The sequence below is a fragment of the Acidovorax sp. 62 genome, assembly GCF_002754495.1.
In the GTDB taxonomy this organism is placed as follows: domain Bacteria; phylum Pseudomonadota; class Gammaproteobacteria; order Burkholderiales; family Burkholderiaceae_C; genus Acidovorax.
The window spans coordinates 1,819,041-1,844,460 of the sequence record NZ_PEFJ01000001.1; the positions used below are offsets into that span (position 1 = coordinate 1,819,041).

A 25,420-nucleotide genomic window follows, 5' to 3' on the forward strand; every position below is an offset into this window, starting at 1 on the left:
CGCGCCCTGTGTCGCCTTGCGGAACCTGTGGCGCGCAGCCGCCTCCAAGCCCAGCGCAGTGTGTTGCCGAGCCGTTTCATCGAAGCCACCCCAACTTGGATCAAAATGCCCAGCATGCTGCGCAACGAGCCATCTTTGCGCCCTCCCCCGCCAACTGCCTGAATCCAAAGACCCCATGCCAAGTCATTTGCTCTCTTCCCCCCGGCTGCTGATCGCAGGCCTGATCACCTTGGCTACTGCGCTGCCAGCCAGCGCCCAGAACCAGCCCCAGATGAATCTGCAGCGCGTGGAAATCACCGCAGGCATGCACCGCATCGATGCCCAGGTGGCCGCAGCCCCGCAAGAGCGGCAAACCGGCCTGATGCACCGCAAGGAAATGCCAGCGCACGAGGGCATGCTGTTTGTCTTTGAGCAGCCCGCCACGCAGTGCTTCTGGATGAAGAACACGCTGTTGCCGCTGACGGCGGCCTTTGTGGCCGATGACGGCACCATCGTGAACCTGGCCGACATGAAGCCACAGACCGAGGACTCGCACTGCTCGGCCAAGCCGGTGCGCTACGTGCTGGAAATGAACCAGGGCTGGTTTGCCCAAAAAGGCATCAAGCCGGGCAGCAAGCTGGTGAGCGCTGCAGTGTTCAGCACCAAGAAATAACCAGCCAATCTACAAACTGCCAACAAGCCTCCAGCCCATGACTGCGCAGGCTTTGCCCATAAAAAAACGGCCTTGCGGCCGTTTTTTTATGCCCGGATGAAACCAGGCATGAAGCGAAATCAAGCGAAGTTAGCTTCGGCAAACTTCCAGTTGACCAGCTTGTCCAGGAAGGTTTCCACGAACTTGGGACGCAGGTTGCGGTAGTCGATGTAGTAGGCGTGTTCCCACACGTCCACGGTGAGCAGGGCCTTGTCGGCGGTGGTCAGGGGCGTGCCAGCGGCGCCGGTGTTGACGATGTCAACGCTGCCGTCGGCCTTCTTCACCAGCCAGGTCCAGCCGGAGCCAAAGTTGCCCACGGCGCTCTTGACGAAGGCTTCCTTGAAAGCAGCGTAGGAGCCGAACTTGGCGTTGATGGCGTCGGCCAGGGCGCCTGTGGGTTCGCCGCCACCGTTCGGGGCCATGCAGTTCCAGAAGAAGGTGTGGTTCCAGATCTGGGCTGCGTTGTTGTAGATGCCGCCGGACGACTTCTTGATGATTTCTTCGAGCGACAGCGACTCGAACTCAGTGCCCTTTTGCAGGTTGTTCAGGTTCACCACATAGGCGTTGTGGTGCTTGCCATGGTGAAACTCCAGCGTTTCCTTGCTGTAGTGGGGGGCCAGGGCGTCGATGGCGTAAGGCAGCGGGGGAAGGGTATGTTCCATGGTGGTGTTTCCTCGTGGTTTGCAATGCTGGAAGGTGGGCGGCGGCTTGGCAAGCAAGCCGCCCCACGCCTGGCGCGCAATTTGACGCGACGTGGCATTGTAGGAAGATCAATAGCCTTGTGCAGAGAAGTGGAGATACATCGCAACACCGCATGGCCGCAAGCGCTGCGCGCCCACAGCCCTCACAACAGGCGCGGCTGCCCCACCGTCAAGTCCAGCACCCCATCGGCCAACGTGGCCCGCAGCGCATCGCCCGGGCGGGCCTGGCCCACACCGGTCACGGTATGGCCATCGCTGTCGGTCAGCAAGGCGTAGCCGCGCTGCAGCACCAGTTGCGGGTTCAGCAGCTCCAGCTGCATGCGTGCGCGCTCCAGCCGGTCAGACTGCTGCGCGAGCTGGCGGGTCACTTTGATAGGCAAATCGGCCTCTAGCGCTTTGTGCTTAAGCGCTAGCCGCTCTAAATTCAATAGCATGCCATGGCGCATGCGCTGTGCGCAGCGGGCCAGGCGCAGTTGCTCGCGCGCGGCCAGGCCCGACGGGCGCCCCAGCCGCTGCGCGGCCTGGTCCAGCCGCTGGTGGCGTGCGTCCAGCTGGCGCTGCACGGCGGTGTCTAGGCGGTCGGCCAGCAGGTCCAGCGCGCCCAGCCATACCTCGCGCGGCTGCGCCACCAGCTCGGCCGCGGCCGTCGGCGTGGGCGCACGCAAATCGGCGCAGAAGTCGGCAATGGTGAAGTCGGTCTCATGCCCCACGCCGCTGACCAGAGGCACAGGGCTTTGCACCACGGTGCGCGCCAGTTGCTCATCGTTGAAGGCCCACAGGTCTTCCATCGACCCGCCGCCGCGCACCAGCAGGATGACGTCGATAGGGACGGTGCCCCCTGGCTCGGGGCCCCAAGGCGCGCCCGCGCCCTCGGCCCAGGTGTACATCTGCCGCAGCGCAGCCACCATGGACTGCGGGGCCGCCGCGCCCTGGACCTGCGCAGGGATCAACGCCACCGGGATGTGCGGCACCCGGCGGCGCAGCGCCGTGACCACATCGTGCAAGGCAGCAGCCCCCAGCGAGGTGATCAAGCCAATGCCGCGCGGCTGCAGCGGCAAGGGGCGCTTGCGCCGTGTATCGAACAGGCCTTCGGATTCGAGCTGAGCCTTGAGGCGCAAGAACTGCTCAAACAGCGCGCCCTGCCCTGCGCGCTGCATGCTCTCCACAATGAACTGCAAGTCGCCCCGGGCCTCGTAGACCCCCAGGCGGCCACGCACCTCGACCAATTCACCATCTCTGGGAGAAAAGTCAAGCAGCCCGGCCGCACGGCGGAACATGGCGCAACGCAACTGGCCCGCGGCGTCCTTGATCGAGAAATAACAATGCCCGCTGGATGCGCGCGAGAAGCCAGTTATCTCGCCCCGCACCGCGACAGGGTTGAAGCGCGCCTCCAGCACATCAGCAATGGCGCGGCACAGCGCGCCGACTTCCCACACACGCGGCGTGGCTGCAGGGGTGGACGCCTCAAACATGGGCCACCACGGGCCTTGGCGCAGCCGCGTGGCCCCAAGTACTCCACAGCGCGGGCGACGCACCAGCACCACACGCCCCGGCCAAGCCAACACCCTGCAAAAGACGCAAACACGTACAAGTCATTGTTTTATATGGATTTTTTGCTGTGCAATTTTTCATCAATCTGTTGCAACGCCCATTTGGCGCCGCTTTGGCGGGGATACCCACCCGCTTACCCACAAAGTTATCCACAGATTTTGTGGGCGAGGCCTGCGCACCGAAGGCGGCGATTTCTCGTAACGGTTTGTGACCTCAAAGCGCCAGCCGCCTGGGCCATAATTGCAGACTGACTTCACCTGAGCGGAGAGAGAATTGCTGTCCATCATACAAGCCGCAGGCTGGCCCATTTGGCCCCTCATTGCCTGTTCTGTCCTGGCTCTGGCCTTGATTTGCGAGCGCTTTGTTTCCTTGAAAACAGCCCGCATCGCCCCCCCCAAACTGCTGGACGAGGCCATCACCGTGTCCTCCCGCTCGCTGCCCACCCCGGACGTCGTCAACCAGTTGGCCCAAAGCTCGGCCCTCGGTGAAGTGTTGGCCTCGGGCCTGCGTGCGCTCAACGCCAACCCCCAGTGCAGCGAAACCGACTTGCGCGCCACCATGGAGGGCAGCGGCCGGGCCGTGGCCCACCGCCTGGAGAAGTACCTGAGCGCGCTGGCAACCATTGCTTCAGCAGCCCCGCTGCTGGGCCTGCTGGGCACTGTGATCGGGATGATCGAGATCTTTGGCTCGCAAGGCGGCAACACCGGCGCCCTGGGAGGCGGCAACCCCGCCCAACTGGCCCAGGGTATTTCCATCGCCCTGTACAACACCGCGTTTGGCCTGATCGTGGCCATCCCGGCGCTGATCTTCTGGCGCTACTTCCGCGGCCGGGTTGATGCCTACCTGCTCACGCTCGAATTGGCGTCTGAGCAGTTTGTGCGCCACATCCTGCGCCACCGCAAATAAGCAAGCAGGCGGCCCAGCGTATGCCCATGAACTTCCGCCCCCGAGCGAAGGATGAGCCGGAAATCAACCTGATTCCGTTCATCGACGTGCTGCTGGTGATCCTCATCTTTTTGATGCTGACCACCACCTACAGCAAGTTCACCGAACTCAAGCTCACCCTGCCAGTGGCCGATGCCGAGCAGCAACGCGACCACCCCAAGGAGGTCATCGTTGCCGTGGCAGCCGATGGCCGCTACGCCGTCAACAAGGGCGGTGTGGAGGGCAAGAGCGTGGACGCTGTGGCCCAGGCCCTGCGCGGCGCCAGCGCAGGCAAAGACAGCGTCGTCATCATCAGTGCCGATGCCATGGCCCCCCACCAGTCGGTGGTGACCGTGATGGAAGCGGCCCGGCGCGTGGGCCTGACACAAATCACCTTCGCGACCCAATCCACCGCTGGCGCGCGCGCAAGCAACCGCTGAGCGGCATGGCAACCCCCACGCCGCAGCCGCCTTCCTCGGCCTCGCGGCCCGGGGGTGTGCGGCCAAACGCTTCCCCCCCAAAAATCAGTGGCACCCAGGGCTGGCCCGCCCTGTGGCAGTGCCGCAGTGCGCTGAGCTGGGCCCTGTGGCCCGTGTCTCAGCTGTACCGCGCGCTCATGGCGACCCGTGCCGCGCTGTACCGAACCGGCCTGCTGCACTCAGAGCACCCTGGGCGGCCGGTGATCGTCGTGGGCAATGTGGTGGCCGGAGGCTCTGGCAAAACGCCGGTGGTGATGGCACTGGTCCAATACCTGCAAAGCCTGGGCCTGCGCCCTGGCGTTGTCTCCCGCGGCTATGGCCGCACCACCCAGGGCTGCCTGGCGGTTTTGCCCACCTCGGTGGCCAGCGAGGTGGGTGATGAGCCCTTGCTGATCGCGCAGCAGTGCCGCGTGCCGGTGTACGTCGCCAGCAAGCGCACCCTGGCGGCCCGCACCCTGCTGGCACAGCACCCCGAGGTGGACGTGCTGGTCTGCGACGATGGCCTGCAGCACTTGGCGCTGCAGCGCGATCTGGAAATTTGCGTTTTCAACCCCCACGGCACAGGCAACGGCTTTTTGCTGCCCGCAGGCCCCCTGCGTGAGCCTTGGCCCCGGCGGGTGGACTGGGTGCTGTACACGGGTGATGCGCCGCCACCCAGCCACGCCAAGGTACCAGCCACCGGCGGCACTTTTGGGCTGCAACGCCACCTTGCCAGTTACGCCGTGGCGGCCAATGGGCGCCAGGTACCTTTGAGCACGCTGCAGGGCCAGCCCGTGCATGCCGTGGCCGCCATCGGCCAGCCGGGCCTGTTCTTTGGCATGCTGAGATCCGCAGGACTGACATTGGCCACCCAGGAAGCTCTGCCAGATCACTATGATTTTGATAGCTGGCAGCGCTTATCTTATCAGCCCGAGGTGCTTGTTTGCACTGAAAAAGACGCTGTCAAACTGTGGAAACAGCACCCCGACGCCCTGGCCGTGCCCTTGCAGATCACGCTGGACGATGGCTTCCTTCGCCAATTGAAGGAACGGCTGGCCAGCCTGGCTTCGCCGCTATCATCCCCCGACCCTTTCGCGCGCTGAGCGCGCCGCTTTTTCAGATTGAACACGCCGCCATGGACCCCAAACTGCTTGAACTGCTGGTATGCCCCGTCACCAAAGGCCCCCTGACGTTTGACCGGGAGAACCAAGAGCTGGTTTCTCGCAGCGCCCGCCTAGCCTACCCCGTGCGCGATGGCATTCCGGTGCTGCTGGAAAACGAAGCCCGCACCCTGAGCGACGAGGAGCTGGAGGCATGAGCGACGGGCCAGCGATGCCAGGCCTCTCTCCCAGCTCCGCGGCGATCAGCAGCGCCCCATTCACCGTGCTGATCCCCGCCCGACTGGCATCCTCACGGCTGCCCAACAAACCGCTGGCCGACATTGCCGGGACACCCATGGTGGTGCGCGTGGCCCAGCGCGCCCAGCAAAGCCAGGCCCAGCGCGTGGTGGTGGCGGCGGACGATGCCCTCATTCTGCAAGCCTGCCGACAGCATGGCATCGAGGCCGTGCTGACCGACAAACACCATGCCAGCGGCAGCGACCGCCTGGCACAGGCCTGCGAGCAACTGGGCTTGCAAGGCGACGACATCGTCGTCAACGTGCAGGGCGATGAGCCTTTGATAGACCCGGCCCTGATCAACGCCGTGGCGGGCCTGCTGGCCACACAAGCCCAGGCCAGCATGGGCACAGCAGCCCACCCCATCGCATCGAGGGACGACTACCTGAACCCCAACGTGGTCAAGGTCGTGCTCGATGCCCAGGGCTTGGCCCACTATTTCAGCCGCGCGCCCATTCCGTGGTCGCGAGACCATTCGGACATCGCCTGGTGGGATGCAGCCACCCCAAGCCCCGTGGCCCACAGCGCCGCAGGCTTTTCGCCGCTGCGCCATGTCGGCATCTACAGCTACCGTGCAGGCTTTCTGCGGCAGTTTCCCCAATTGCCCGTCGCCCCCACCGAGACCGTGGAGGCCCTGGAGCAACTGCGCGCGCTGTGGCATGGGCACCGCATCGCCGTACACATTGCGGCCACAGCGCCCGGCCCAGGGGTGGACACACCGGAAGATTTGGCAAAAGTTCGCGCCTTGCTGGCCCCCGCCACCCCCCGTCACTGAGCAGGCTGCACACCGGGAAAACACAGTCGCCAAAGCAGCGGCAGCGTAAGGCTGTACCAAGCTGTCACATGCTATCCTTGCCCGCAACGAGAGCACGGCATCCCGGGCGGACTTTCACGCCCCCGCCAGCCCTGCCGCACGATTTCTAACCTTGAGGACCTCCATGAGACTGATTCTGTTGGGCGCGCCTGGCGCCGGAAAGGGCACGCAAGCCACCTTCATCTGCCAGAAGTACGGCATTCCTCAAATCTCCACCGGAGACATGCTGCGCGCCGCCGTCAAGGCCGGCACGCCCCTGGGTCTGCAAGCCGATGCAGTGATGAAGGCCGGCGCACTGGTCAGCGACGAGCTGATCATCAATCTGGTCAAAGAGCGCATCGCCCAGCCCGACTGCGCCAAGGGGTTCCTGTTCGATGGATTCCCCCGCACCATTCCCCAAGCCGATGCCATGAAGGCTGCTGGCGTCAAGCTGGATTACGTGCTCGAAATCGACGTACCTTTTGAAGCCATCGTGGAGCGCATGAGCGGCCGCCGCTCGCACCCTGCCAGTGGCCGCACCTACCACGTCAAGTTCAACCCACCCAAGGTGGAAGGCAAGGACGATGCGACGGGTGAAGACCTGATCCAACGCGACGACGACAAGGAAGAAACCGTCAAGAAGCGCCTGCAGGTCTACAGCGACCAGACACGCCCCTTGGTGGACTACTACAGCAACTGGGCACAACAAGAGCCCGCACAGGCCCCCAAGTACCGCGCCATCAGCGGCACCGGCACGGTGGATGAGATCACCGCCCGCGCATTTGAAGCGCTGAGCCACTGACCTTCGAGGGGCGTCTGCCCCGATCCATCTCGGCGGCAAACCGCCCAGAAAAAACCCCTTGCCGCAGCACTGCAGCAAGGGGTTTTTTCTATGCCCGGCAGCCCCATCCACAGGTCAGCCCGAAAGGGGGCAGCAGTGCCAGATCACACAGCCTGCGCCAAATTGCGTGACATCAGGTCCAACATCAGCTGAATCCGCGCCTTGATGGGCGACAGCCCCGCTGCTCCGGCAAAGTCGCCTGCGGGCCCCACCAACGTGTGGCCTTGCCCACACCGGGTAGCGGTCACCACGCAAACGCCCTGCTGCTGCGCGCGCAGCAAAGCCTCCTTCAGCGCATGGTGGATGGAGCCATTGCCCGTAGCGGCGATCACCAGGCCCTGCACACGCGCCTGCACCAAGGCATCCACCACGCGCCCATTGGCGCCCGCCCCACTGCACACCACTTCCACCCAGGGCCAGTCTGCGGCGGCAGGCATCCTGTGCAGCAACGCAGTATGGGCTCCCCGACACCCTGCACCGGGCTCCCGCGCCCAACGCACTTGCCCCTCCTCCACCCACCCGCACGGCCCCACCTCGCCGGAGGTGAAGGCATCCACACGGTAAGGAAATGCCTTGTGAACCTGCTTTGCAGAATGCACGACGCCCGCAGCCACCGCCAAAACACCGCCAACGCCGGGATGGATCACCACGGTGACGGCATCCAGCAAGTTCTGTGGCCCGTCAGGCGTCAAGGAACTGGCCGGCCGCATCGCACTGACCAGAACAACGGGCTTGGAGGCATCCAACACCGCACTCAAAAACCACGCCGTCTCTTCCAGCGTGTCGGTGCCGTGGGTGATCACCACCCCTTTCACCTGGGAGTCTGACAACACCTCCTGGCAGCGCAGCGCCAACGCACGCCACACCTCCCAGTCCATGTCTTTGCTGTCGATCTGGGCAATTTGCTCAGATTCCAAAACATGCCCTTGCAGCGCCTTGCCCAGCCCCGGCACGCCTTGCAGCAAGTCCGCGACACCCACCTCCGCCGCTTTGTAACCCACGTTGTCCTCCGCACTCGCGGCCTTTCCGGCAATCGTGCCGCCCGTCCCCAAAACGACGATTTTTTGCGTACTCACTTGCGCACTCCAAAAAACTGGTGAAAAATACAGGTACTGGATTAAAAAACAGTAGCCCTAAACCCTCAGCAAGCCGCAGACACAGTCATGTTCGACAACCCCAAACTCACGGCCCGGCAACAACAGATTCTGGACTTGATCCAGACCGCCATCGCACGCACAGGGGCCCCCCCTACCCGTGCAGAGATCGCCACAGAGCTGGGTTTCAAGTCGGCCAACGCGGCAGAAGAACACCTGCAGGCCCTTGCGCGCAAAGGCGTCATCGAGTTGGTCAGCGGCACGTCACGTGGCATTCGGCTGCGCAGCGACACGGTTCGTGCCATCAATGCCGCCAGAGGGCAGCACTTTGCGGCACCGCTGCAGCAAGTGTCTCAACTCTTCCTGCCGCTGATTGGCCGCGTGGCTGCTGGCTCCCCCATTCTCGCGCAGGAACATGTGGACCAAACCTACTGCGTGGAAAACAGCCTCTTTCAGCACAAGCCAGATTACCTCCTCAAGGTGCGAGGCATGTCCATGCGCGACGCAGGCATCATGGACGGCGACCTGCTGGCAGTGCAGGCCACCAAAGAGGCACGCAATGGCCAAATTGTGGTGGCACGCCTGGGCGACGAAGTCACCGTCAAACGGCTCAAACGCACCGCCAAGGGGGTTGAGCTTTTGCCCGAAAACCCCGACTACCCTGTCATTACCGTGCAGCCTGGGGAGGCCTTTGAAATCGAGGGATTGGCTGTGGGCCTCATCAGAAACACGATGCTGATGTAAACCCAACACCAGATGCGCAACCCCTCAGGTGGCGGGCGTTTGACGAGGTAGCCACACCTTGTCAGCCCTGGGGGACGCTGTGTTTTTGAAATCCTGCCTATGTTCATCCACCGATCTTCGGAGTATTCACATGGGAATTGGATCTTTGACTCTCTCCTCGTTCGCCTCGCCCCTGCAAGTGCTGTCGCGCTGGCTCGCACCCAGGGCACTTGGCCGGGCGCAACTCGGTGGTGAAGTAGCCATTGGCAACGCAGCCTTGGGCAGCGAGCGGGCCAACCCATGCAAGTTTGCCCAAGGCTTGGTGCTTGAAACGCCTGCGCCGCAGGCTCAGCGCCCAGACCACCCCAAAACCCATGCTCCAGCCCGAAGTGCACGCTCGGCAGCCGAGACAAAGCTGGCGCATCGCCCACTGCCCCACAGTACCCATTCGATGCGTCGCCCCCCTGCGCGGCAGGTGCTGCGGGTTGTGCACTCGTCTTGCAACAACGGCTTCGACAAGTTGTTTATTTCGGGCCGAATGGCCGATGTGTGTGCAGAGCTGGACAGACTTGCAGCGCGAGAGACTTTGGCCTGACAACTGCAAGCCTGTTTCCGATCTCGCAGGGGACCGCAAACGGTCCTTGGTAAATCTAAGAGATCAAACTGCCGCACCACACATCGCGTTGCATTTAACTGCGCCATCGTTTGTTCACCGCGCTACCTGAGGACCGCGCGGGCAAGGCACAATATCGGGATGAATATTGTGATTTTGGACGATTACCAAGACGCAGTGCGCAAGCTCCATTGCGCCACCCGGCTCGACGCCTACACCGCCAAGGTCTACACCAACACTATCAAGGGGTTAGGCCAGTTGTCGGTGCGTCTGCGTGATGCAGACATCATCGTGCTGGTGCGCGAGCGAACGCAAATCACCCGCCAGTTGGTTGAAAAGCTGCCTCGACTCAAACTGATTGCGCAAACTGGCAAAGTGGGTAGCCATATCGATGTGGCTGCCTGTACGGAGCGCGGAATTGCAGTGGCAGAAGGCGTGGGCTCTCCAGTAGCCCCCGCAGAGTTGACTTGGGCACTGGTGATGGCGGCCTCTCGCCGCCTTCCTCAATACATCGCCAACCTCAAGCATGGCGCTTGGCAGCAGTCAGGACTCAAAAACGCGTCCATGCCCCCCAACTTTGGCATTGGAACGGTGCTGAGGGGTAAAACGCTGGGCATTTGGGGCTATGGACGCATAGGGCAATTGGTGGCGGGGTATGGCCGCGCATTTGGCATGAATGTGCGCATCTGGGGCAGAGAGGCCTCAAGAGCCCAGGCGCTAACCGATGGCTACCAGATCGCAACCACCCGCGAGGAGTTCTTCTCTCAGTGCGATGTCATCTCACTGCACTTGCGCCTGAATGAAGAGACACGCAGTATTGTTTCTTTGGAAGATTTGTCCTGCATGAAGCCGACGGCACTGCTGGTCAACACGTCCCGAGCCGAGTTGGTTGAACCCGACGCACTGATTGCGGCGCTCAATCGCGGACGCCCCGGCATGGCCGCGGTGGATGTTTTCGAAAGCGAGCCCATCCTGCAAGGGCATGCTCTTTTGCGGCTGGAAAACTGCATCTGCACGCCCCACATTGGGTACGTGGAACAGGACAGCTATGAGTTGTACTTCGGTGCAGCCTTTGACAATGTAGCGAACTTCATCAAAGGCACGCCTACCAACATTGTGAACCCTGGGTCACTGCAAGTGCGCCGCTAAGGGCGGGAACCCGCCCCCCTGGTCCAGGACTTTTTGCGCCATTCGGGCCATCAAAAACAAAGGCCCCCTGCTTGCTTCAAGCAGGGGGCCTTTGTATCAGAAGCTACTGAACGGATTTAGTTCAGAGGTGTCTTCTTGCCATCCTTGTACACGTACAAGGTGATGGCAGGGTTCTTCATTTCGCCATTGGGTTCAAACTGGATCGTCGATGTCACGCCCTTGAAGTTGGACTTCAGCAATTCTGGGGTGTAGACCTTAGGATCGACCGAGTTGGCACGCTTCATGGCATCCACCAGCAAGAACGTCGCGTCGTAGGTGTAAGGGCTGTAAACTTGGAATTGGTTAGGGTACTTGGCATCGTACTTGGCCTTCCAGGCCTTGCCTCCAGGCATCTTGTCCAGCGATGCGCCGCCTTCAGCGCAGATCACGTTGGCCAAGGTCTTAGCGCCTGCTGCGAGCTTGGCAATTTCAGAGGTACACACGCCGTCGCCGCCGAAGTACTTCACATTGCCCATGCCCAACTGCTCCATCTGGCGCAGCATGGGGCCGGCTTGTGGGTCCATACCGCCGAAGAAGATGGCATCAGGGTTCTTGGACTTGATGGCGGTCAAGATGGCCATGAAGTCGGTCGCCTTGTCAGTCGTGAACTGTTCGTCCACCACCTTCATGCCCTTGGCTGCGGCTGTCTTCTTGAACACATCAGCCACGCCTTGGCCGTAAGCAGTACGGTCATCCACGATCGCAACGGTCTTCAGCTTCAGGGTGTCGATGGCATAGAAAGCCAAACCGGAACCCAAAGCATTGTCATTGGCGATGATACGGAAGGTTGTCTTGTAGCCTGGCTTTGTCAGGTTGGGGTTGGTCGCAGCGCCCGTGACGTGGGGGATACCGCAGTCGTTGTAAACCTTCGATGCGGGAATCGTCGTACCGGAGTTCAAATGGCCCACAACGCCAGCAACCTTGGCATCGCACAGTTTTTGTGCAGCGGCTGTCCCTTGCTTTGGATCAGCAGCGTCATCTTCCGCCTGAAGCTCAAACTTGATCTTCTTACCGCCGATGGTGACACCTTGGGCGTTCAACTCTTCAATGGCCATGCGAGCACCATTTTCGTTGTCCTTGCCGTAGTGAGCCTGCGCGCCAGAAACAGGAGCCACGTGACCGATCTTGACCACCTGCTCTTGTGCAGAGGCCACGCCGGCAACAGCTGCGATAGCAGCAACCACGGTCAGTTTCAACTTCAATTGCATATCAATCTCCAGTAAAGATAAACGCTGAGAATTTTTCTTGTGTCTCAACGCAGTGGAACATATCGCAATTTACAGGCCAGCTCATTAGGGAACACGATTAAATGCAGGGGAAACCACAGGGGAATACCCTGTCATCCTTGAGGTGCGTCAGGATGTGCGCTCGCCAGTTCGTCTGCCACGGCTTCATAGACCGCATGGCGCACCACGGACTCAATCTCTTCGCGCAAGCGTGGCAGCACCGATCTGGTTTGCTCCTGCACCACCGTGGCGATGGCCTCACGCAACCGCTGGTCCAGCACCACATCCACGCGCTGCATCACCCGATGAACCATGTACTCCTCGGTTCCTTCAGGCAACGATCTGGCGGGCGGACGAACATCAGCGCGGGCTTCTTTGGCAACGGCCATTGGGGCAGGGGAAGCCACCGCTGGGCTGGAAGAGCCTAAGGCACCCGCGCCCACTCCTGCAGCAGATACCGGGGCCGGGGCCGTCGCAGCAGAACGCGCAGCGCCTACAGCGCCTCCTTTTCCGTCCCCCGAAATACCCCGAGCAGGCAGGCTTGGCTGCACAGGGAGAGCCTGAGCAGAAACAGCACCTGTCGCGCCCCCTCTCACCGGCGGAGTGCCCGAAACCTTTTCCGTAACCACCGGAATGGAGGGAGCCACCGAAGCAGGCGGAGGTTTCGGCACCGATGTAGGGGCTGCAACACTTTGCCCTGATGGGGTTTGCACCACTTCGGTGAGTGTCGGGACAAAACGCGGTGGGACTCTGGGAGGTGCTGTAGACATTCTTCACCCCCCCTTCAACACCAAATCGTGCCGAACAATCGCGTAGCCACGCGCCGCGTAGTGCTTCCATCGCAGCCGCGCCTGGCCCCGGTCTTGTTCGTCCGTGGAACTCACCACCTCAATGAGCCGAGAAAACCGCTCAAACGCAGCAGGCACTTGAGCCCCCAAATTGAGCAACACGTCCTGATGAGGTGTTGCACCCAACTCAGCAGACAACACGACTGGCGATACCGCCAACTGGTCTTCGTCGGCATCGTCGAAGCAGTGCGCAACAAAATCCTGCGGCGACACCGACCAAAGCATGCGATCCAGGTCCACCAAAACAGGTTTGGGTGCCAAGATCACCAGCTGCGCCCCCGCACGCTGGGCCTTGCGTGCAAAGCGGCACGCATAGGCCAGTTTGTCTGGCGCATTGAAGTGAAAGGCGATCTCTGTCATTGGCTCAGCTGGCGGCCGATGCACGCTTTACAGGCTTGGCGCGGGGCTTGGCCGCAGGTTTTTTTGCGCCCTCTTTAGCAGCTGCTGCGGCCTGCGTCAGCAGGTACTGAAACAACAAGCCCACAGGACGCCCAGTAGAGCCCTTGGCCGCGCCCCCCTTCCATGCGGTGCCCGCAATGTCCAGGTGCGCCCAGGGGATGTCCCCCACAAATTTTTGCAAGAACTTGGCAGCCGTAATAGATCCACCAGCCCGCCCAGCCACATTGCCCATGTCAGCAAAATTGCTCTTGAGTCCGTCGGCATAGTCATCGTCCAGGGGCATGCGCCAGCACAGGTCCAGCGACGCGTCACCCGCCTGCTGCAAAGCCAGGGCCAGGTCATCGCGGTTGGCATACAGGCCGCTGCGCACGCCCCCCAGGGCAATCACGCAGGCGCCAGTCAGGGTGGCAATGTCAATCAGCGCCGCGGGCTTAAAGCGCGCCGCGTACGTCAGCGCATCACACAACACCAAACGCCCTTCGGCGTCGGTGTTCAAGATCTCGATGGTCTGGCCGCTCATGCTGGTGACCACATCGCCCGGTTTTACGGCGCGGCCGTCGGGCATGTTCTCGCACGCAGGGATCAAACCCACCACATTCAATGCGGGCTGCAACTCAGCCAGGGCCTTGAACACGCCCAGCACACTGGCAGCGCCACACATATCGAACTTCATCTCGTCCATCTCGCCTGCAGGCTTGATGGAGATGCCGCCTGTGTCGAAGGTGATCCCTTTGCCCACCAGCACCACGGCCGGGGCGTCTTTGGCTGCACCACGGTAGTGCAATTCAATGAACCGCAGGGGCTGCTCCGCCCCCTGGGCCACGGCCATAAACGCGCCCATGCCCAACTTTGCCACCTCAGCAGGGCCATGCACCTTGCATTGGATGCGAGGCTGCTTGGCCAGCGATTTGGCGGCCTCGGCCAACATCGTCGGCGTGGCATGGTTTGCGGGCCTGTTGCCCCATTCACGGGCAAACTCAACGCCGGCAACCAATGCCACTCCTTCATCAAACTCTGACCGGACCTTGATGACATCAAACACTCCCACCACGCAACGCACCAAAGCCCGCGCTTCTGCTTTGGACTTGGTGGTGGTGTAAACATAGCTGGCCTCGGCCACGGCCTGGACCAAGGCGCTGACAGCGGGACCCGACAATGCAGCGGAAGACACCACAGCCATGCGCTTGACCTGCGGCCCCTTGAGCAGGGAAGACAGCGACAGCACCGCTTGGCGGACAGCACGTGCAGACCCATCACCCGCCCCCAGCAACACCACACGCCGGGCAACGGCTGCAGGCGCGTTGTAGCACTGCAGCACTTTGCCCAGCTTGGCACTGAAGTCACCTTGCTTGATGGCTTGCCCTGCCAAGGCCGACAGCGGGTCCTTGCCAGCTTTGAACTCCTCAGTCACCAAAACAGCCAACAAGTCGCATTTTTCGCTTGCGGCGGCATCCAAATCCAGTTTCTTCAGATCAAAGTTCATAATCGGTGTTTTCCTTCGAGCCAATGTTATTCGATTCATCTATTCGCAAGGAGCTGGCGCGCAGCTTCGGCGCGACGCTGGTGGTGCTGGTCACCGTGGTCATGACCATGATGCTGATCCGCACCCTGGGACAAGCCTCACGCGGCAGCGTCAATCCCTCTGACGTCATGCTCGTGATGGGGTTTACCGTGCTCGGTCAACTGCCCATCATTCTCAGCCTGAGCCTGTTTGTTGCGGTGGTCAGCACACTCTCCAGAATGTACCGTGAGAGCGAGATGGTCATCTGGTTTGCCAGTGGCCGTGGGCTGGTCAGCCTGCTGCCGCCTCTGCTGCGCTTTGCCTGGCCTGTCATGGCAGTCATCGCCGTGCTATCGCTGGCAGTCTGGCCCTGGTCCAACACCCAGATCCAGGAACTGAAAACCCGCTACGAACAGCGCAGCGACATTGACCGCATTGCCCCCGGCGAATTCCAGGAGTCGGCCAACGGCAGCCGGGTGTTCTTCATTGACAAAGACGCACCCGACACCCAGGCTGGCAACAACATCTTCATCGCCACGTCGGTAGGCGACAAGGAGTCCGTGACCAGCGCACACAGTGCGCGCATGGAAATCAAGGGCGAGGACCGTATCGCCATCTTGATCAACGGCCAACGGCTGGAATCCACGCGAGACAAGGCAGGCCTCAAAGTCAGCGAATTTGAAGAATATTCCACCCGCATTGGATCTGCACCGCCGGGCGCTGTGGAAGAGTTCTCCGTCAAGACCCGCTCCACCCCCGCCTTGTTAGCCCAGCCGGTGCCCGCCAACTTGGCAGAACTGGGATGGCGCGCGGGCCTGGCGCTGGCTGCGCTCAATTTTGTGGTGCTTGGCCTGGCGCTGGCCAGCGCCAACCCCCGAGCTGCGCGCAGCACCAGCATGGTGCTGGCGCTCTTCGCTTTCATCATCTACTACAACCTCATGACATTGGGCCAAAGCTGGATTGGCTCCGGTCGCATGGGGCTGGTTGGGTTCATGGTGCTGCTGCACGGTGGCACGCTGGCTGTGGGCCTGCTGCTGCTGGCCATCCGGCACAACCAGTGGACGCCTAGCCGCCTGTGGGCACCAAGGAGCCCTGCGTGAACACCTTACGCCGCCTCATTCACCGCGAAGCTGTTTTTGCGGTCACCTTCGTGACCATCGGCTTTTTGGCGCTGTTCTTCTTTTTTGACCTGGTGGACGAACTGCGCTGGATTGGGCGCACGGGGGAAAACGGCTACCAGCTGTCGCACGCCCTGCTGTTTGTGACGCTCAGCATCCCCAGCCATCTCTACGAGCTGCTGCCCATCACGGTGCTCATTGGCACCATCTTTGTGATGGCGCGCCTGGCGCAAAGCTCTGAGTTCACCATCATGCGCACCAGCGGCATGGGCCCTTGGCTGGCCCTGCGCACCCTGCTCACCTTGGGTGGTTTTTTTGTGCTGGTCACCTTTGCCGTGGGCGACTACCTGGCACCACTGACCGACAAGGCCGCCCAACTGATCAAGGTACGCCACCTGGGCAAGCTCAGCGCTGGCGCCACAGGGGCCTGGCTCAAGGAAAAGCAGGACAACCACTCCTACGCCGTCAATGTGCGCGCCATTGGCCCAGACAGTGGCTTGGTCGATGTGCGGATCTTTGAGTTCGACGAACAAGGCCGCATCGCCTCACAAACCCACGCAGCGACAGGGCAGGTCAGCACCGGCCAGTCCGGCGCCTGGAACCTGAGCGATGTACAGCGCAGCGTTTTCTTCCAGCGCGGCGACACTGAAGCCCGTGTAGAACACCAGAAATTGCCCGAGTGGCAATGGAGCACCCATATCAGCGCAGACATGGTGGCCGCCTCCCTGCTCAAGCCAGACCGCATGGCAACGTTCGACCTGTTCCAGTACATCCGCCACCTCGACAGCAACGGGCAATCTGCGCAGCGGTACGAGATCGAGTTCTGGCGCAAAGTTTTTTACCCCCTCAGTTGCCTGGTCATGGTGGTGCTGGCACTGCCCTTCGCCTATTTGCACTTCCGCTCCGGCGGTATTGCGGGCTATGTGTTTGGCGGGGTGATGGCCGGCATCAGCTTCTTCCTGCTCAACAACGTGTTCGGCTACGCGGGCAACCTGCAAAACTGGTCGCCCTGGCTCACTGCTGCGGCGCCCGGCCTCATTTACTCATTGCTGTCACTGGCCGCTTTTGGGTGGCTGGTGCTCCGGCGTTAGCGCGGCTTATCTCTTTGGCAGCCATGACAACCTCCTCATCCGCCGTCGTGCTTTTCTCACACGGCTCTCGCGATCCTCTGTGGCGCGCCCCCCTGGAGGCCGTTGCTGCCCACATCCAGGCCGCACAGCCCCACCGCCCTGTGGCGTGCGCCTACTTGGAGCTTTGCGAGCCCAACCTCGGCCAAGTGGTGCAAACCCTGGTGGACAAAGGTGCCGCCGCCATCACCGTGGTCCCCATGTTTTTAGGCACTGGCAAACACGCCCGTGAGGACTTGCCCCTGTTGGTTGGCGAACTTCGCACCCAGCACCCCGGCATCACCTTTCATGTGCAACAAGCCATCGGCGAAGACACCCGCATGACCGCGCTGATGGCCCACATTGCATGCGAAACCCCGGCCACCTGAACCAGCAAGTCGGCCCGCCCGACCACTCCAGGCGGGTTCTGCACAGCGGCTGATACGGTGGCAAAGCCTATTCTTTAGACGAATGCAGCATAATGATGAAAATCTTTAGTCTTCATCAGATATGAACCTGCACCAATTCCGCTTCGTTCAAGAGGCTGCACGCCGTAACCTCAATCTGACCGAAGCCGCCAAGGCCCTGCACACCTCTCAGCCCGGCGTCTCCAAAGCCATCATCGAGCTGGAAGAAGAACTGGGCGTGGACATCTTTGCCCGCCACGGCAAGCGCCTCAAGCGCATCACCGAGCCCGGCCAGCATGTGCTCAAAAGCATCGAAGTCATCATGCGCGAGGTGGGCAACTTGAAGCGCATCGGCGAGCAGTTCAGCGCGCAGGACAGCGGCACCCTCAGCATCGCCACCACCCACACCCAGGCCCGCTACGTGCTGCCGGTGCCGGTGGCCCGCCTGCGCGAGGCCTACCCCAAGGTCAACATCAGCCTGCACCAGGCCACGCCGCATGAAGTGGCCCGCATGATCATCGACGAGGTGGCCGAGATCGGCATGGCCACCGAGTCCCTGGCGGACTACCCCGAACTGGTCACTCTGCCCTGCTACGAATGGCAGCATGTGCTGGTGGTACCCACCGACCACCCACTGGCGCAAAAGGAACGCATCGGCCTCGACGACCTGGCCCATGAAGCCCTGATCACCTACCATCCCTCGTTCACCGGCCGCGGCAAGATCGACCACGCCTTTGCCGCCCGCAAGCTGCAGCCGCGCATCGTGCTCGAAGCCATCGACTCGGACGTGATCAAGACCTATGTGCGCCTGGGCCTGGGGATCGGCATCGTGGCCGAGATGGCCATGCGCGACGACCCGATGGGCGACTTGGTGGTACGCCCCGTGGGCCACCTGTTCGGCCAGAGCGTGGCGCGCGTGGCCTTCAAGCGCGGCGCCTACCTGCGCAACTTCGTCTACAAGTTTGCCGAGCTGCTCAGCGACCGCCTGAGCCGCGAGCTGATTGCCCGCGCGATGACCGGCCATGTCAACGACTACGAACTTTGAAACACCCCCTGAGCCGCTTCGCGGCTTCCCCCTCCAGGGGGACGCCGCCGGTGGCCTGGCAAAGCCAGTTCCACGGCGTCCGCTGGCTTGGCCTGCTCCGCGGCCTTCGGGCCGACAAACGCCGCGCTGATTTCCCATGATTGACACCACGCGATGAGCACTCCGTCCTTCCCCAGCAAGCTGCCCAACGTGGGCACCACCATCTTCACCGTGATGTCGGCGCTGGCCGCAGAGCACCAGGCCGTCAACCTGGGCCAGGGCTTTCCCGATTTTGAATGCGCCCCCGAGCTGGTGAACGCCGTCACGGCGGCCATGCAGGCCGGCCACAACCAGTACCCGCCCATGCCCGGTGTCCCGGTGCTGCGCGAAGCCGTGGCCCGCAAGATCGAAGCGCTGCATGGCCGGGCCTACCACCCCAACACCGAAATCACCATCACGGCCGGCGCCACGCAGGCCATCATCACCGCCATCCTGGCCGTCGTGCACCCGGGCGACGAGGTCATCGTGCTCGACCCCTGCTACGACAGCTATGTGCCCAACATCGAACTGGCGGGCGGCAAGGCAGTGCGCGTGCCGCTCACGCCCGGCACGTTCCGCCCTGACTTCGCCAAGATCAGCGCGGCCATCACGCCCCGCACCCGCGCCATCATCATCAACAGCCCGCACAACCCCAGCGCCACCATCTGGACGGCCGAGGAAATGCGCCAGCTGGAAGACCTGCTCGCCCCCACCGACATCCTGCTCATCAGCGACGAGGTGTACGAACACATGGTGTTCGACGGTGTCGAGCACCAGAGCGCCGCGCGCTTTCCCGTCCTCGCCGCGCGTGCCTTCATCGTGTCGAGCTTTGGCAAGACCTTCCATGTCACCGGCTGGAAGGTCGGCACCGTGGCGGCCCCCGCAGCGCTGACGGCCGAGTTCCGCAAGGTGCACCAGTTCAACGTGTTCACCGTGAACACCCCCGTGCAGCACGGGCTGGCCGCCTACCTGCAAGACCCCACGCCCTACCTGCAGTTGCCCGCCTTCTACCAGGCCAAGCGCGACTTGTTCCGCGAAGGGCTGGCAGGCTCTCGCTTCAAGCTGCTGCCCAGCACGGGCAGCTACTTCCAGTGCGTGGACATCTCGGCGATCAGCGACTTGAACGAGGCCGATTTCTGCCAGTGGCTCACCCGCGAGGTGGGCGTGGCGGCGATTCCGTTGTCGGCGTTCTACGGCGACGGGTTTGACCAGCGTGTGGTGCGGTTCTGCTTCGCCAAGAAGGACGAGACGCTGCGCGCCGCGCTGGAGCGGCTGCGCAAGCTCTGATCCGCAGGGCCCTCCAGGGCTCTTACTTCGTCTGCCGCGCCAGCCACACCCCCGCAGCCGCCAGCGCCATCCCCGCCAGCGCCCAGCCGCTGAGCGTCTCGCCAAACATCGCCCAGGCGATCAGCGCGGTGGTGGGCGGGGTCAGGTAGAACAGGCTGGCCACATTGACCGCGCCGCCCCGGCGGATAAGCAGGTTCAACAGGCTCACGGCCCCCATTGAGAGCACAAGCACCAGCCAGCCCAGCGCAAACACAAACTCGCCGGTCCACGATATGGCCATGGATTCGGTGGCGTAGGCGACGGCGGCCATGGCCACCGCACAGGGCAGGTACTGGATGACCGAGCCCGTACGCAAGTCGAACGAGGGGCAAAACCGCTTCTGGTACAGCGTGCCCGCCGTGATGCCCAGCAGCGCGACCACCGCCGGCAGCAGCATGCCCAGCAAAGCACCCGCCGGCACGGTAGCCACCTTGCCGGCCACTACCAGCGCCACGCCGGTGAAGCCCAGGGCCAGGCCCGCCCATTGGGCTGACCGCACCTTCTCGCCCAGCAAAGCCCCGGCCACCAGGGCTGTCAGCAGCGGCTGCAACCCCACCACCAGCGCTGTAATGCCCGACGGCAGCCCGTGCCCGATGGCCATGAACACCCCGCCCAGGTACACGCCGTGCACCAGCAGGCCCGACACCGCGATGTGCCCCCAGGCCCTGCCCGCCGGGGGCCAGGGCGCACGCACCAGTGCCACCACGGCCAGCATGAGCACGGTGACGATGGCAAAACGCAGCCCCAGGAAGGTCAGCGGCTCGATGTACGGCAGGCCCAGCTTGGCACCAATGAAGCCCGTGCTCCAGAGCGCGACAAACAGCAAGGGGACGAGTGAATCCAGCGGATTCGAGATGGGGGACGGGTGGGGCGTTGCCTGGGTCATGGGGTGTGAAGATGAAGCGTCTGCCTGCGGCGGTCACGCCAGACTGGGGGGATGCCAAGGCAGCGGGAGTACGGCAGAGGGCCAGCCAATCATCGCACCGTCTGCCGGGCCACAGGGGCCCCGCCCGCGTGCCCTGGTCGTAGACCCATTCGCCAGCCACGCAAACAAAACTGCCATGGCAGCCGTGATGAGCCGGCCCGAAGCCCACGCTAGGCCAGCACCTGAACAGGCTGCACGGCAAAAAAAGTCGCAGGCATGGAGCCTCTTGGGGAGCACGGCGCAGGCACAAGCCAAAAAATACAAGAAAAAATGCCGCCTTCCGCTCATCCACATTGCGTTAATTGCTATCTTTTTAATAGCAAAATTATAAACTTCTTTCCCACGGCAGAAAGAGCGGGTGTGAGCAGCCCCACCATCTGCCCACACCCTCCCTCTGCAAGCTTGCAACCGCCCACTGGCGGCATACACGCGGAAAGAACAAGGGCCTACACCGCAGCCACTGCCAGGCTCAAGGTAGTCTGGCGTTCCATGCGGGGGCCCGCCTTGTGGGCACTGAACCGCTGCTCTACCTGCTTGAGGAAGTGCATGAGCAGCACGCGGTACAACCCATCGCCCAGGGCTGCGTCCTCCACCCCCACATCCAGGTTCGGGTTGTCGTTGATCTCGATCACGTACACCCCGGACGCCGTGGCTTTGAGGTCCACGCCATAAAAACCATGGCCGACCAGTCGGGCAGAGCTAACTGCCGCCGCCAGCACCTGCGGGGGCACTTGGTCGAGCGGCACGGCCTGGACCCGGCCTTCGGTGTACTTGCCATTGGCGGTGTGCTGCAGGATCTGCCAGTGCCCGTCGCACATAAAGTATTTCGCCGCGAACAGGGCCTGCCCGGCCAGCACTCCGATGCGCCAGTCGAAGTCGGTGTACATGAACTCCTGCACGAGGATGATTTCCGATTCCTTGAGCATGTTTTTGGCGATGGCCTGCAGTTGCTCAAAGCTCTCTGCCTTCTTCACACTGCGGCTGAACGCTCCGTCTGGCACCTTCACCACCACGGGGTAAGTCAGCCGGTGCTGCATGTCCGCCAGCGTGCGGCGACTGACCATGTGCGTGAGCGGGGTGGCAATGGCGTGTTCACGCAGCAGCTCCGCCAGAAAGGCTTTGTTGGTGCAACGCAGGATGGACGCAGGGTCGTCGATGACCGGCATGCCTTCCGCCATGGCTTTCCTCGCAAACTGGAAGGTGTGGTGCGTCACGGCCGTGGTCTCCCGGATGAACAGCGCATCGAACTGGGTCAGGCGCGACAGGTCCTTCTTCTCGATCAGTTCCACGGCAATGCCCATCTGCTGCCCCACGTCCACCAGCTTGCGCAGTGTCTTGAGGTTGGACGGCGGCAGGCTGTCGTGGGGGTCGTGCAGCACGGCCAGATCCATGCGCGGCTGGGGCATCGCGATCAGGGGGCGCCAGCTGCGCCGTGTGTACTGGCGCAGCGCCTGCACGAAGACCTCATCGCGCGCGACATCCACATCGCGCAGGTCGAGCGCCTGCAGGCCACCGATCTGCCAGTGGGCCGACTGCTCCTGCCGCTCCAGCGTGAGCTCCATCAGCGGGCAACGGAACAGCTCGAAGCTTTTGCGAGCCAAGGCCGCCAGCGCCGGGTCGTCCATGATCCCGAAGAAGACATGCAACGTCAGCGTGTTCACCGAGCGCGGTATCTCCTTCATCGGGCCAAGCAGACGGTTCAGCTGCGCCAGCGCCGATGGCTCGATGCGTTTGCGCTGCAAGCTCAGGATGGTGTCCACGCTGGGCGTTACGCGGTCACCACGCGCCTCGGCCAGCAGCGAGCAGTAGTAGCCCATGCTGAGGTAGCCGTAGTTTCTGCACAGGTTGGTGACCTTGCGCAGGCGCCCACGGTGCAGCGGCTGCTCTGCAACGAATTGCTCTGCCGTGATGACCTTGATGTCGGGCGGGCTCCATCGGAAGTCAGCCAGCTTCTCCACCACGATGACATGTTCTGAGGACAACTTATTTCTTTCCAGAAAGAACGACTGCGGCGGTACGACCACGGCGGCCGTACCTTGCAACCTTCTTGAATTCGCTCCAGCTGATGGACACACCGCCATCTGGATCGCCGGAGCGCACCATGGGGTCCAACAGACGAAACACCGCACCGTCGAAGCCCGTGATGACCACCCAATGTGGCGTTTTCTGCCGATGCAACCGCCACAAACTGATGAGCACAATGGGCAGGCGCCCCGCCCGCAGCTGCTCGATCACGCTGTCGGGCGACACCGGCCGCGCATGGATAGGCACCTGGCGCGCCTCCAGTGCCGCCCTGAAGTCGTTTTCCACCAACTGGATCACATCCTTTTTGCAGGGGTCGCGCACGCTGTCCATGAACAACGAGGCACCGGCAGCCGCATACACAGACACCTCAAAGCCATGGGCCAGCGCGGCATGCGCCAACCCAAAAGGCCCACATCCGCCATGGCCGGCAGCCATGAACACCGTGGTGGCCTCTCGCCACAGTCGGATCTCGGCCGCCTGGTTTACCGGCATGGCCGGGTCCATGGCGGACATCGCCATCAGCAAGGCACACGGGCCACAGGTGAAATCCAGCGTCTGTGCATAGTGGCGCACCTGGTGCGGCGCACCCGCCTGAGCCAATGCGCCATCGAACAGGTCCTTCTGAAAGCACAGGGCCTCTTCGCCATCGTCGTAGTAAGCGGGTTTGCAACCGGTGTGCACAAAGCCGTGGCGCGCAAACAGACGGTGCGCCGCCAGGTTGCCAGCCCTGCTCTCCAGCCGCAGCACCGCACAGCCCGCATCACGCGCACCGTGGATCGCCGCTGCCAGCAACCCAGTAGCCACGCCCGCGCGCCGCATGGAAGGCGCCACCGCAATGGAGTACAGGCGTGCCACAGACGATCCTTCGCGGCGCAATACCACGCAGGTCCCACCCAATGTCTGTCCGGATCGGACCACCAGTACGCGGGCCGAGGGGCTCAACAACAGACGCCCCCAGCTCCTGCGCGAGATCCTGTCGCTGGAGAACGCGGCGTTTTCCAGCTGCTCCAGTGCGGGCAGATCTGCAGGGCCAGCCAGTGCGACGCCCCGCACGTCCATCGATGGTTGTCGCTTCACGGGCTGTCCCCACGGGGCCGCTGCGCCTTGCGATCAGACAGCTCCAATGCCACCCAACCCACCCCGATCGGAACCACGAGCACCAGCACGGCCATCAGCAACGCGATCCAATCAGCCATGGCGCAGCAGCTCCAGGCCCACGCCACGCAGGGCGCTGCGCACAGAGCCAGCCTCAATGGTTTGGCACCTTTGCGCACTGCAATGGCTCAATGGCATGAAAGCGCCCCCGCACACGAGACACTGGCCGCACAACCGATTTCGAGCTGGGGCAGACCAGAGGCCAGGCAACGCGTAGCGCGCTCCAAGTCGCACCGGAGGATGTAGAGAGTGCCCTTGGCCATGTGGCGGGGCACGTCGAACGCCAGGCTGTAGCCGCGCAGCTGCCGCCCCAGCAAAGCCTGCAGCGTTGCACGCAGGTTTTGCCCATCGGCATACGGCGTGATGAACGAAACCAGCACCAACGCGGTGGGGTCGCCATCGCTCTCACACAGAGGCAACAGGGACACCCGGTGCAATCCGATACTGGGGCAATTCTTGAGCATGTTTTCACCACATAGGCCCTGAACAGAGCGCTTGTGGCCGGTGTTGAACATGCTTTCAGTCTAGGAAATCTGGCGTAAATCGTTCGTAAAAAATGCGGGGGCAACCATCAAATCGCCGTCAATGCACCGGGGTTCGGCACGCACCTGCGCGGGTGCGTCGGGCAGGCGCCAGCGCTACACCGCCAAGCGGTATCCCACCCCAGACTCGGTGAGCAGGTGGCGGGGCTGCGCGGGGTCGGCCTCCAGCTTTTGGCGCAGGTGCCCCATGTAGATGCGCAGGTAGTGGCTCTGGTCCGATCGCATGGGCCCCCACACCTCGCGCAGCAGCTGCTTTTGGGTAATGACCCGCCCTGCGTTGGCCACCAGCACCATCAGCATGCGGTACTCGGTGGGGGTCAGGTGCACCTCTACGCCAGCCTTGCGCACCAGGCGCGCACTGCGGTCCACTTCAACATCGCCGAAATGGAACACGGGCTCCGCCGCCTCCTGCACCAGCCCGTTGCCGGTGGCGGCGCGGGGCCTGCGCAGATTGGCCCGCACCCGCGCCAGCAGCTCGCCGGTGCCAAAGGGTTTGGTGAGGTAGTCGTCCGCACCCGCGTCGAGCGCAGCAATTTTGTCCGCCTCGTCGCTGCGCGCAGACAGCACGATGATGGGCACGGCAGACCAGCCCCGCACATCGCGGATCAGCTCCACGCCATCGCCATCAGGCAGTCCCAGATCCAGCACCAGCAGGTCTGGCTGGCGGGTGCCAGCGGCGGACAGGCCCTCGCGCAGAGTCCCGGCCTCATGCACCTGCCAGCCCTCGGCCTCCAGCGCACTGCGCACGAAGCGCCTAATTTGTGGTTCGTCCTCGACCACCAAAACGGTACGTATCTGCATCGCT

General features: G+C 62.8%; 28 protein-coding genes. 15 read left to right on the forward strand and 13 right to left on the reverse strand.

Annotated elements, in window-relative coordinates:
• Window positions 1–175 precede the first annotated feature (175 nt).
• Window positions 176–652 (forward strand): DUF192 domain-containing protein, encoded by a 477-nt coding sequence (locus CLU86_RS08105; protein WP_099741257.1) that lies wholly within the window; start codon window positions 176–178, stop codon window positions 650–652.
• Between the two features lie 119 nt (window positions 653–771).
• On the opposite strand, the gene CLU86_RS08110 is transcribed toward CLU86_RS08105, so the two are convergent.
• Window positions 772–1,353 (reverse strand): superoxide dismutase, encoded by a 582-nt coding sequence (locus tag CLU86_RS08110; protein ID WP_099655608.1) that lies wholly within the window; start codon window positions 1,351–1,353, stop codon window positions 772–774.
• A gap of 182 nt (window positions 1,354–1,535) precedes the next feature.
• Complete coding sequence (xseA, locus tag CLU86_RS08115) at window positions 1,536–2,864, reverse strand: exodeoxyribonuclease VII large subunit (protein ID WP_099741258.1); 1,329 nt, start codon at window positions 2,862–2,864, stop codon at window positions 1,536–1,538.
• A gap of 352 nt (window positions 2,865–3,216) precedes the next feature.
• Between xseA and CLU86_RS08120 the strand changes: the two genes are divergently transcribed.
• From CLU86_RS08120 to adk, 6 genes are all read left to right on the forward strand, one after another.
• On the forward strand, window positions 3,217–3,849 hold the full coding sequence (locus CLU86_RS08120) for a MotA/TolQ/ExbB proton channel family protein (protein ID WP_099655610.1): 633 nt from the start codon (window positions 3,217–3,219) through the stop codon (window positions 3,847–3,849).
• Window positions 3,850–3,875: 26 nt separating this feature from the next.
• Window positions 3,876–4,307 carry a biopolymer transporter ExbD gene (locus tag CLU86_RS08125; RefSeq protein WP_099743434.1) on the forward strand — a complete coding sequence of 144 codons (432 nt, stop codon included), beginning with the start codon at window positions 3,876–3,878 and terminating at the stop codon, window positions 4,305–4,307.
• A 5-nt stretch (window positions 4,308–4,312) separates the two neighbouring features.
• The gene (gene lpxK, locus CLU86_RS08130) at window positions 4,313–5,428 is read left to right on the forward strand and encodes a tetraacyldisaccharide 4'-kinase (RefSeq protein WP_099741259.1); all 1,116 of its coding nucleotides are present in this window, start codon (window positions 4,313–4,315) and stop codon (window positions 5,426–5,428) included.
• 32 nt (window positions 5,429–5,460) lie between these two features.
• The gene (locus CLU86_RS08135) at window positions 5,461–5,643 is read left to right on the forward strand and encodes a Trm112 family protein (protein WP_099741260.1); all 183 of its coding nucleotides are present in this window, start codon (window positions 5,461–5,463) and stop codon (window positions 5,641–5,643) included.
• Window positions 5,640–6,497: a 3-deoxy-manno-octulosonate cytidylyltransferase gene (gene kdsB, locus CLU86_RS08140; protein WP_369803816.1), complete on the forward strand. Its 858-nt coding sequence runs from the start codon at window positions 5,640–5,642 to the stop codon at window positions 6,495–6,497. The genes CLU86_RS08135 and kdsB overlap by 4 nt, the downstream gene beginning before the upstream one ends.
• A gap of 163 nt (window positions 6,498–6,660) precedes the next feature.
• Window positions 6,661–7,317, forward strand: coding sequence for an adenylate kinase (gene adk / locus CLU86_RS08145; RefSeq protein WP_099741262.1), 657 nt, complete (start codon window positions 6,661–6,663; stop codon window positions 7,315–7,317).
• 143 nt (window positions 7,318–7,460) lie between these two features.
• Here adk and CLU86_RS08150 read toward each other — a convergent pair whose 3' ends face one another.
• Window positions 7,461–8,432: an asparaginase gene (locus CLU86_RS08150; protein ID WP_233194884.1), complete on the reverse strand. Its 972-nt coding sequence runs from the start codon at window positions 8,430–8,432 to the stop codon at window positions 7,461–7,463.
• Window positions 8,433–8,519: 87 nt separating this feature from the next.
• Here CLU86_RS08150 and lexA point away from each other — a divergent pair, with 87 nt between their 5' ends.
• Together lexA and CLU86_RS08165 are read left to right on the forward strand one after the other, a co-directional pair.
• The gene (gene lexA, locus CLU86_RS08155; protein WP_099655616.1) at window positions 8,520–9,194 is read left to right on the forward strand and encodes a transcriptional repressor LexA; all 675 of its coding nucleotides are present in this window, start codon (window positions 8,520–8,522) and stop codon (window positions 9,192–9,194) included.
• 733 nt (window positions 9,195–9,927) lie between these two features.
• A complete protein-coding gene (locus tag CLU86_RS08165) occupies window positions 9,928–10,935 on the forward strand; it encodes a D-2-hydroxyacid dehydrogenase family protein (RefSeq protein WP_099741265.1) in 1,008 nt (335 codons plus the stop codon).
• 116 nt (window positions 10,936–11,051) lie between these two features.
• Here the strand turns inward: CLU86_RS08165 and CLU86_RS08170 are convergent, their stop codons facing one another.
• From CLU86_RS08170 to CLU86_RS08185, 4 genes are all read right to left on the reverse strand, one after another.
• Window positions 11,052–12,182: a branched-chain amino acid ABC transporter substrate-binding protein gene (locus CLU86_RS08170; protein WP_099741266.1), complete on the reverse strand. Its 1,131-nt coding sequence runs from the start codon at window positions 12,180–12,182 to the stop codon at window positions 11,052–11,054.
• Window positions 12,183–12,313: 131 nt separating this feature from the next.
• Window positions 12,314–12,589, reverse strand: coding sequence for a hypothetical protein (locus CLU86_RS08175; RefSeq protein WP_233194886.1), 276 nt, complete (start codon window positions 12,587–12,589; stop codon window positions 12,314–12,316).
• 384 nt (window positions 12,590–12,973) lie between these two features.
• A complete protein-coding gene (locus CLU86_RS08180) occupies window positions 12,974–13,408 on the reverse strand; it encodes a DNA polymerase III subunit chi (protein WP_099655621.1) in 435 nt (144 codons plus the stop codon).
• Between the two features lie 4 nt (window positions 13,409–13,412).
• Window positions 13,413–14,930, reverse strand: a complete 1,518-nt coding sequence (locus CLU86_RS08185; RefSeq protein ID WP_099741267.1) for a leucyl aminopeptidase — start codon at window positions 14,928–14,930, stop codon at window positions 13,413–13,415.
• A gap of 23 nt (window positions 14,931–14,953) precedes the next feature.
• Between CLU86_RS08185 and lptF the strand changes: the two genes are divergently transcribed.
• The 5 genes from lptF to CLU86_RS08210 all read left to right on the forward strand — a co-directional run bounded on the left by lptF (window position 14,954) and on the right by CLU86_RS08210 (window position 19,929).
• A complete protein-coding gene (gene lptF / locus CLU86_RS08190) occupies window positions 14,954–16,048 on the forward strand; it encodes an LPS export ABC transporter permease LptF (RefSeq protein ID WP_099741268.1) in 1,095 nt (364 codons plus the stop codon).
• Entirely contained in the window at window positions 16,045–17,157 is a 1,113-nt protein-coding gene (gene lptG / locus CLU86_RS08195; RefSeq protein ID WP_099743438.1) for an LPS export ABC transporter permease LptG, read from the forward strand. The genes lptF and lptG overlap by 4 nt, the downstream gene beginning before the upstream one ends.
• 23 nt (window positions 17,158–17,180) lie before the next feature.
• Window positions 17,181–17,561 (forward strand): sirohydrochlorin chelatase, encoded by a 381-nt coding sequence (locus tag CLU86_RS08200; protein WP_099741269.1) that lies wholly within the window; start codon window positions 17,181–17,183, stop codon window positions 17,559–17,561.
• A 121-nt stretch (window positions 17,562–17,682) separates the two neighbouring features.
• On the forward strand, window positions 17,683–18,624 hold the full coding sequence (locus CLU86_RS08205) for a CysB family HTH-type transcriptional regulator (protein WP_099655625.1): 942 nt from the start codon (window positions 17,683–17,685) through the stop codon (window positions 18,622–18,624).
• Between the two features lie 153 nt (window positions 18,625–18,777).
• Window positions 18,778–19,929, forward strand: coding sequence for a pyridoxal phosphate-dependent aminotransferase (locus CLU86_RS08210; RefSeq protein ID WP_099741270.1), 1,152 nt, complete (start codon window positions 18,778–18,780; stop codon window positions 19,927–19,929).
• Window positions 19,930–19,951: 22 nt separating this feature from the next.
• On the opposite strand, the gene CLU86_RS08215 is transcribed toward CLU86_RS08210, so the two are convergent.
• A complete protein-coding gene (locus tag CLU86_RS08215) occupies window positions 19,952–20,854 on the reverse strand; it encodes a DMT family transporter (protein WP_099741271.1) in 903 nt (300 codons plus the stop codon).
• Between the two features lie 175 nt (window positions 20,855–21,029).
• On the opposite strand from CLU86_RS08215, the gene CLU86_RS22605 reads away from it, so the two are divergent.
• Window positions 21,030–21,224: a hypothetical protein gene (locus CLU86_RS22605; RefSeq protein WP_143226686.1), complete on the forward strand. Its 195-nt coding sequence runs from the start codon at window positions 21,030–21,032 to the stop codon at window positions 21,222–21,224.
• A gap of 115 nt (window positions 21,225–21,339) precedes the next feature.
• Here CLU86_RS22605 and CLU86_RS08220 read toward each other — a convergent pair whose 3' ends face one another.
• The 5 genes from CLU86_RS08220 to kdpE form a co-directional block, all read right to left on the reverse strand.
• Window positions 21,340–22,875 (reverse strand): RimK family protein, encoded by a 1,536-nt coding sequence (locus CLU86_RS08220; protein ID WP_099741272.1) that lies wholly within the window; start codon window positions 22,873–22,875, stop codon window positions 21,340–21,342.
• Window position 22,876: 1 nt separating this feature from the next.
• Window positions 22,877–23,995, reverse strand: a complete 1,119-nt coding sequence (locus tag CLU86_RS08225) for a peptidase C39 family protein (RefSeq protein ID WP_233194887.1) — start codon at window positions 23,993–23,995, stop codon at window positions 22,877–22,879.
• A complete protein-coding gene (locus CLU86_RS23200; RefSeq protein WP_255408830.1) occupies window positions 23,992–24,114 on the reverse strand; it encodes a hypothetical protein in 123 nt (40 codons plus the stop codon). The genes CLU86_RS08225 and CLU86_RS23200 overlap by 4 nt, the downstream gene beginning before the upstream one ends.
• Window positions 24,115–24,201: 87 nt before the next feature.
• The gene (locus CLU86_RS08230) at window positions 24,202–24,501 is read right to left on the reverse strand and encodes a hypothetical protein (RefSeq protein ID WP_143226687.1); all 300 of its coding nucleotides are present in this window, start codon (window positions 24,499–24,501) and stop codon (window positions 24,202–24,204) included.
• 210 nt (window positions 24,502–24,711) lie between these two features.
• Window positions 24,712–25,416, reverse strand: coding sequence for a two-component system response regulator KdpE (kdpE, locus tag CLU86_RS08235; RefSeq protein WP_099743440.1), 705 nt, complete (start codon window positions 25,414–25,416; stop codon window positions 24,712–24,714).
• Between the last annotated feature and the right edge of the window lie 4 nt (window positions 25,417–25,420).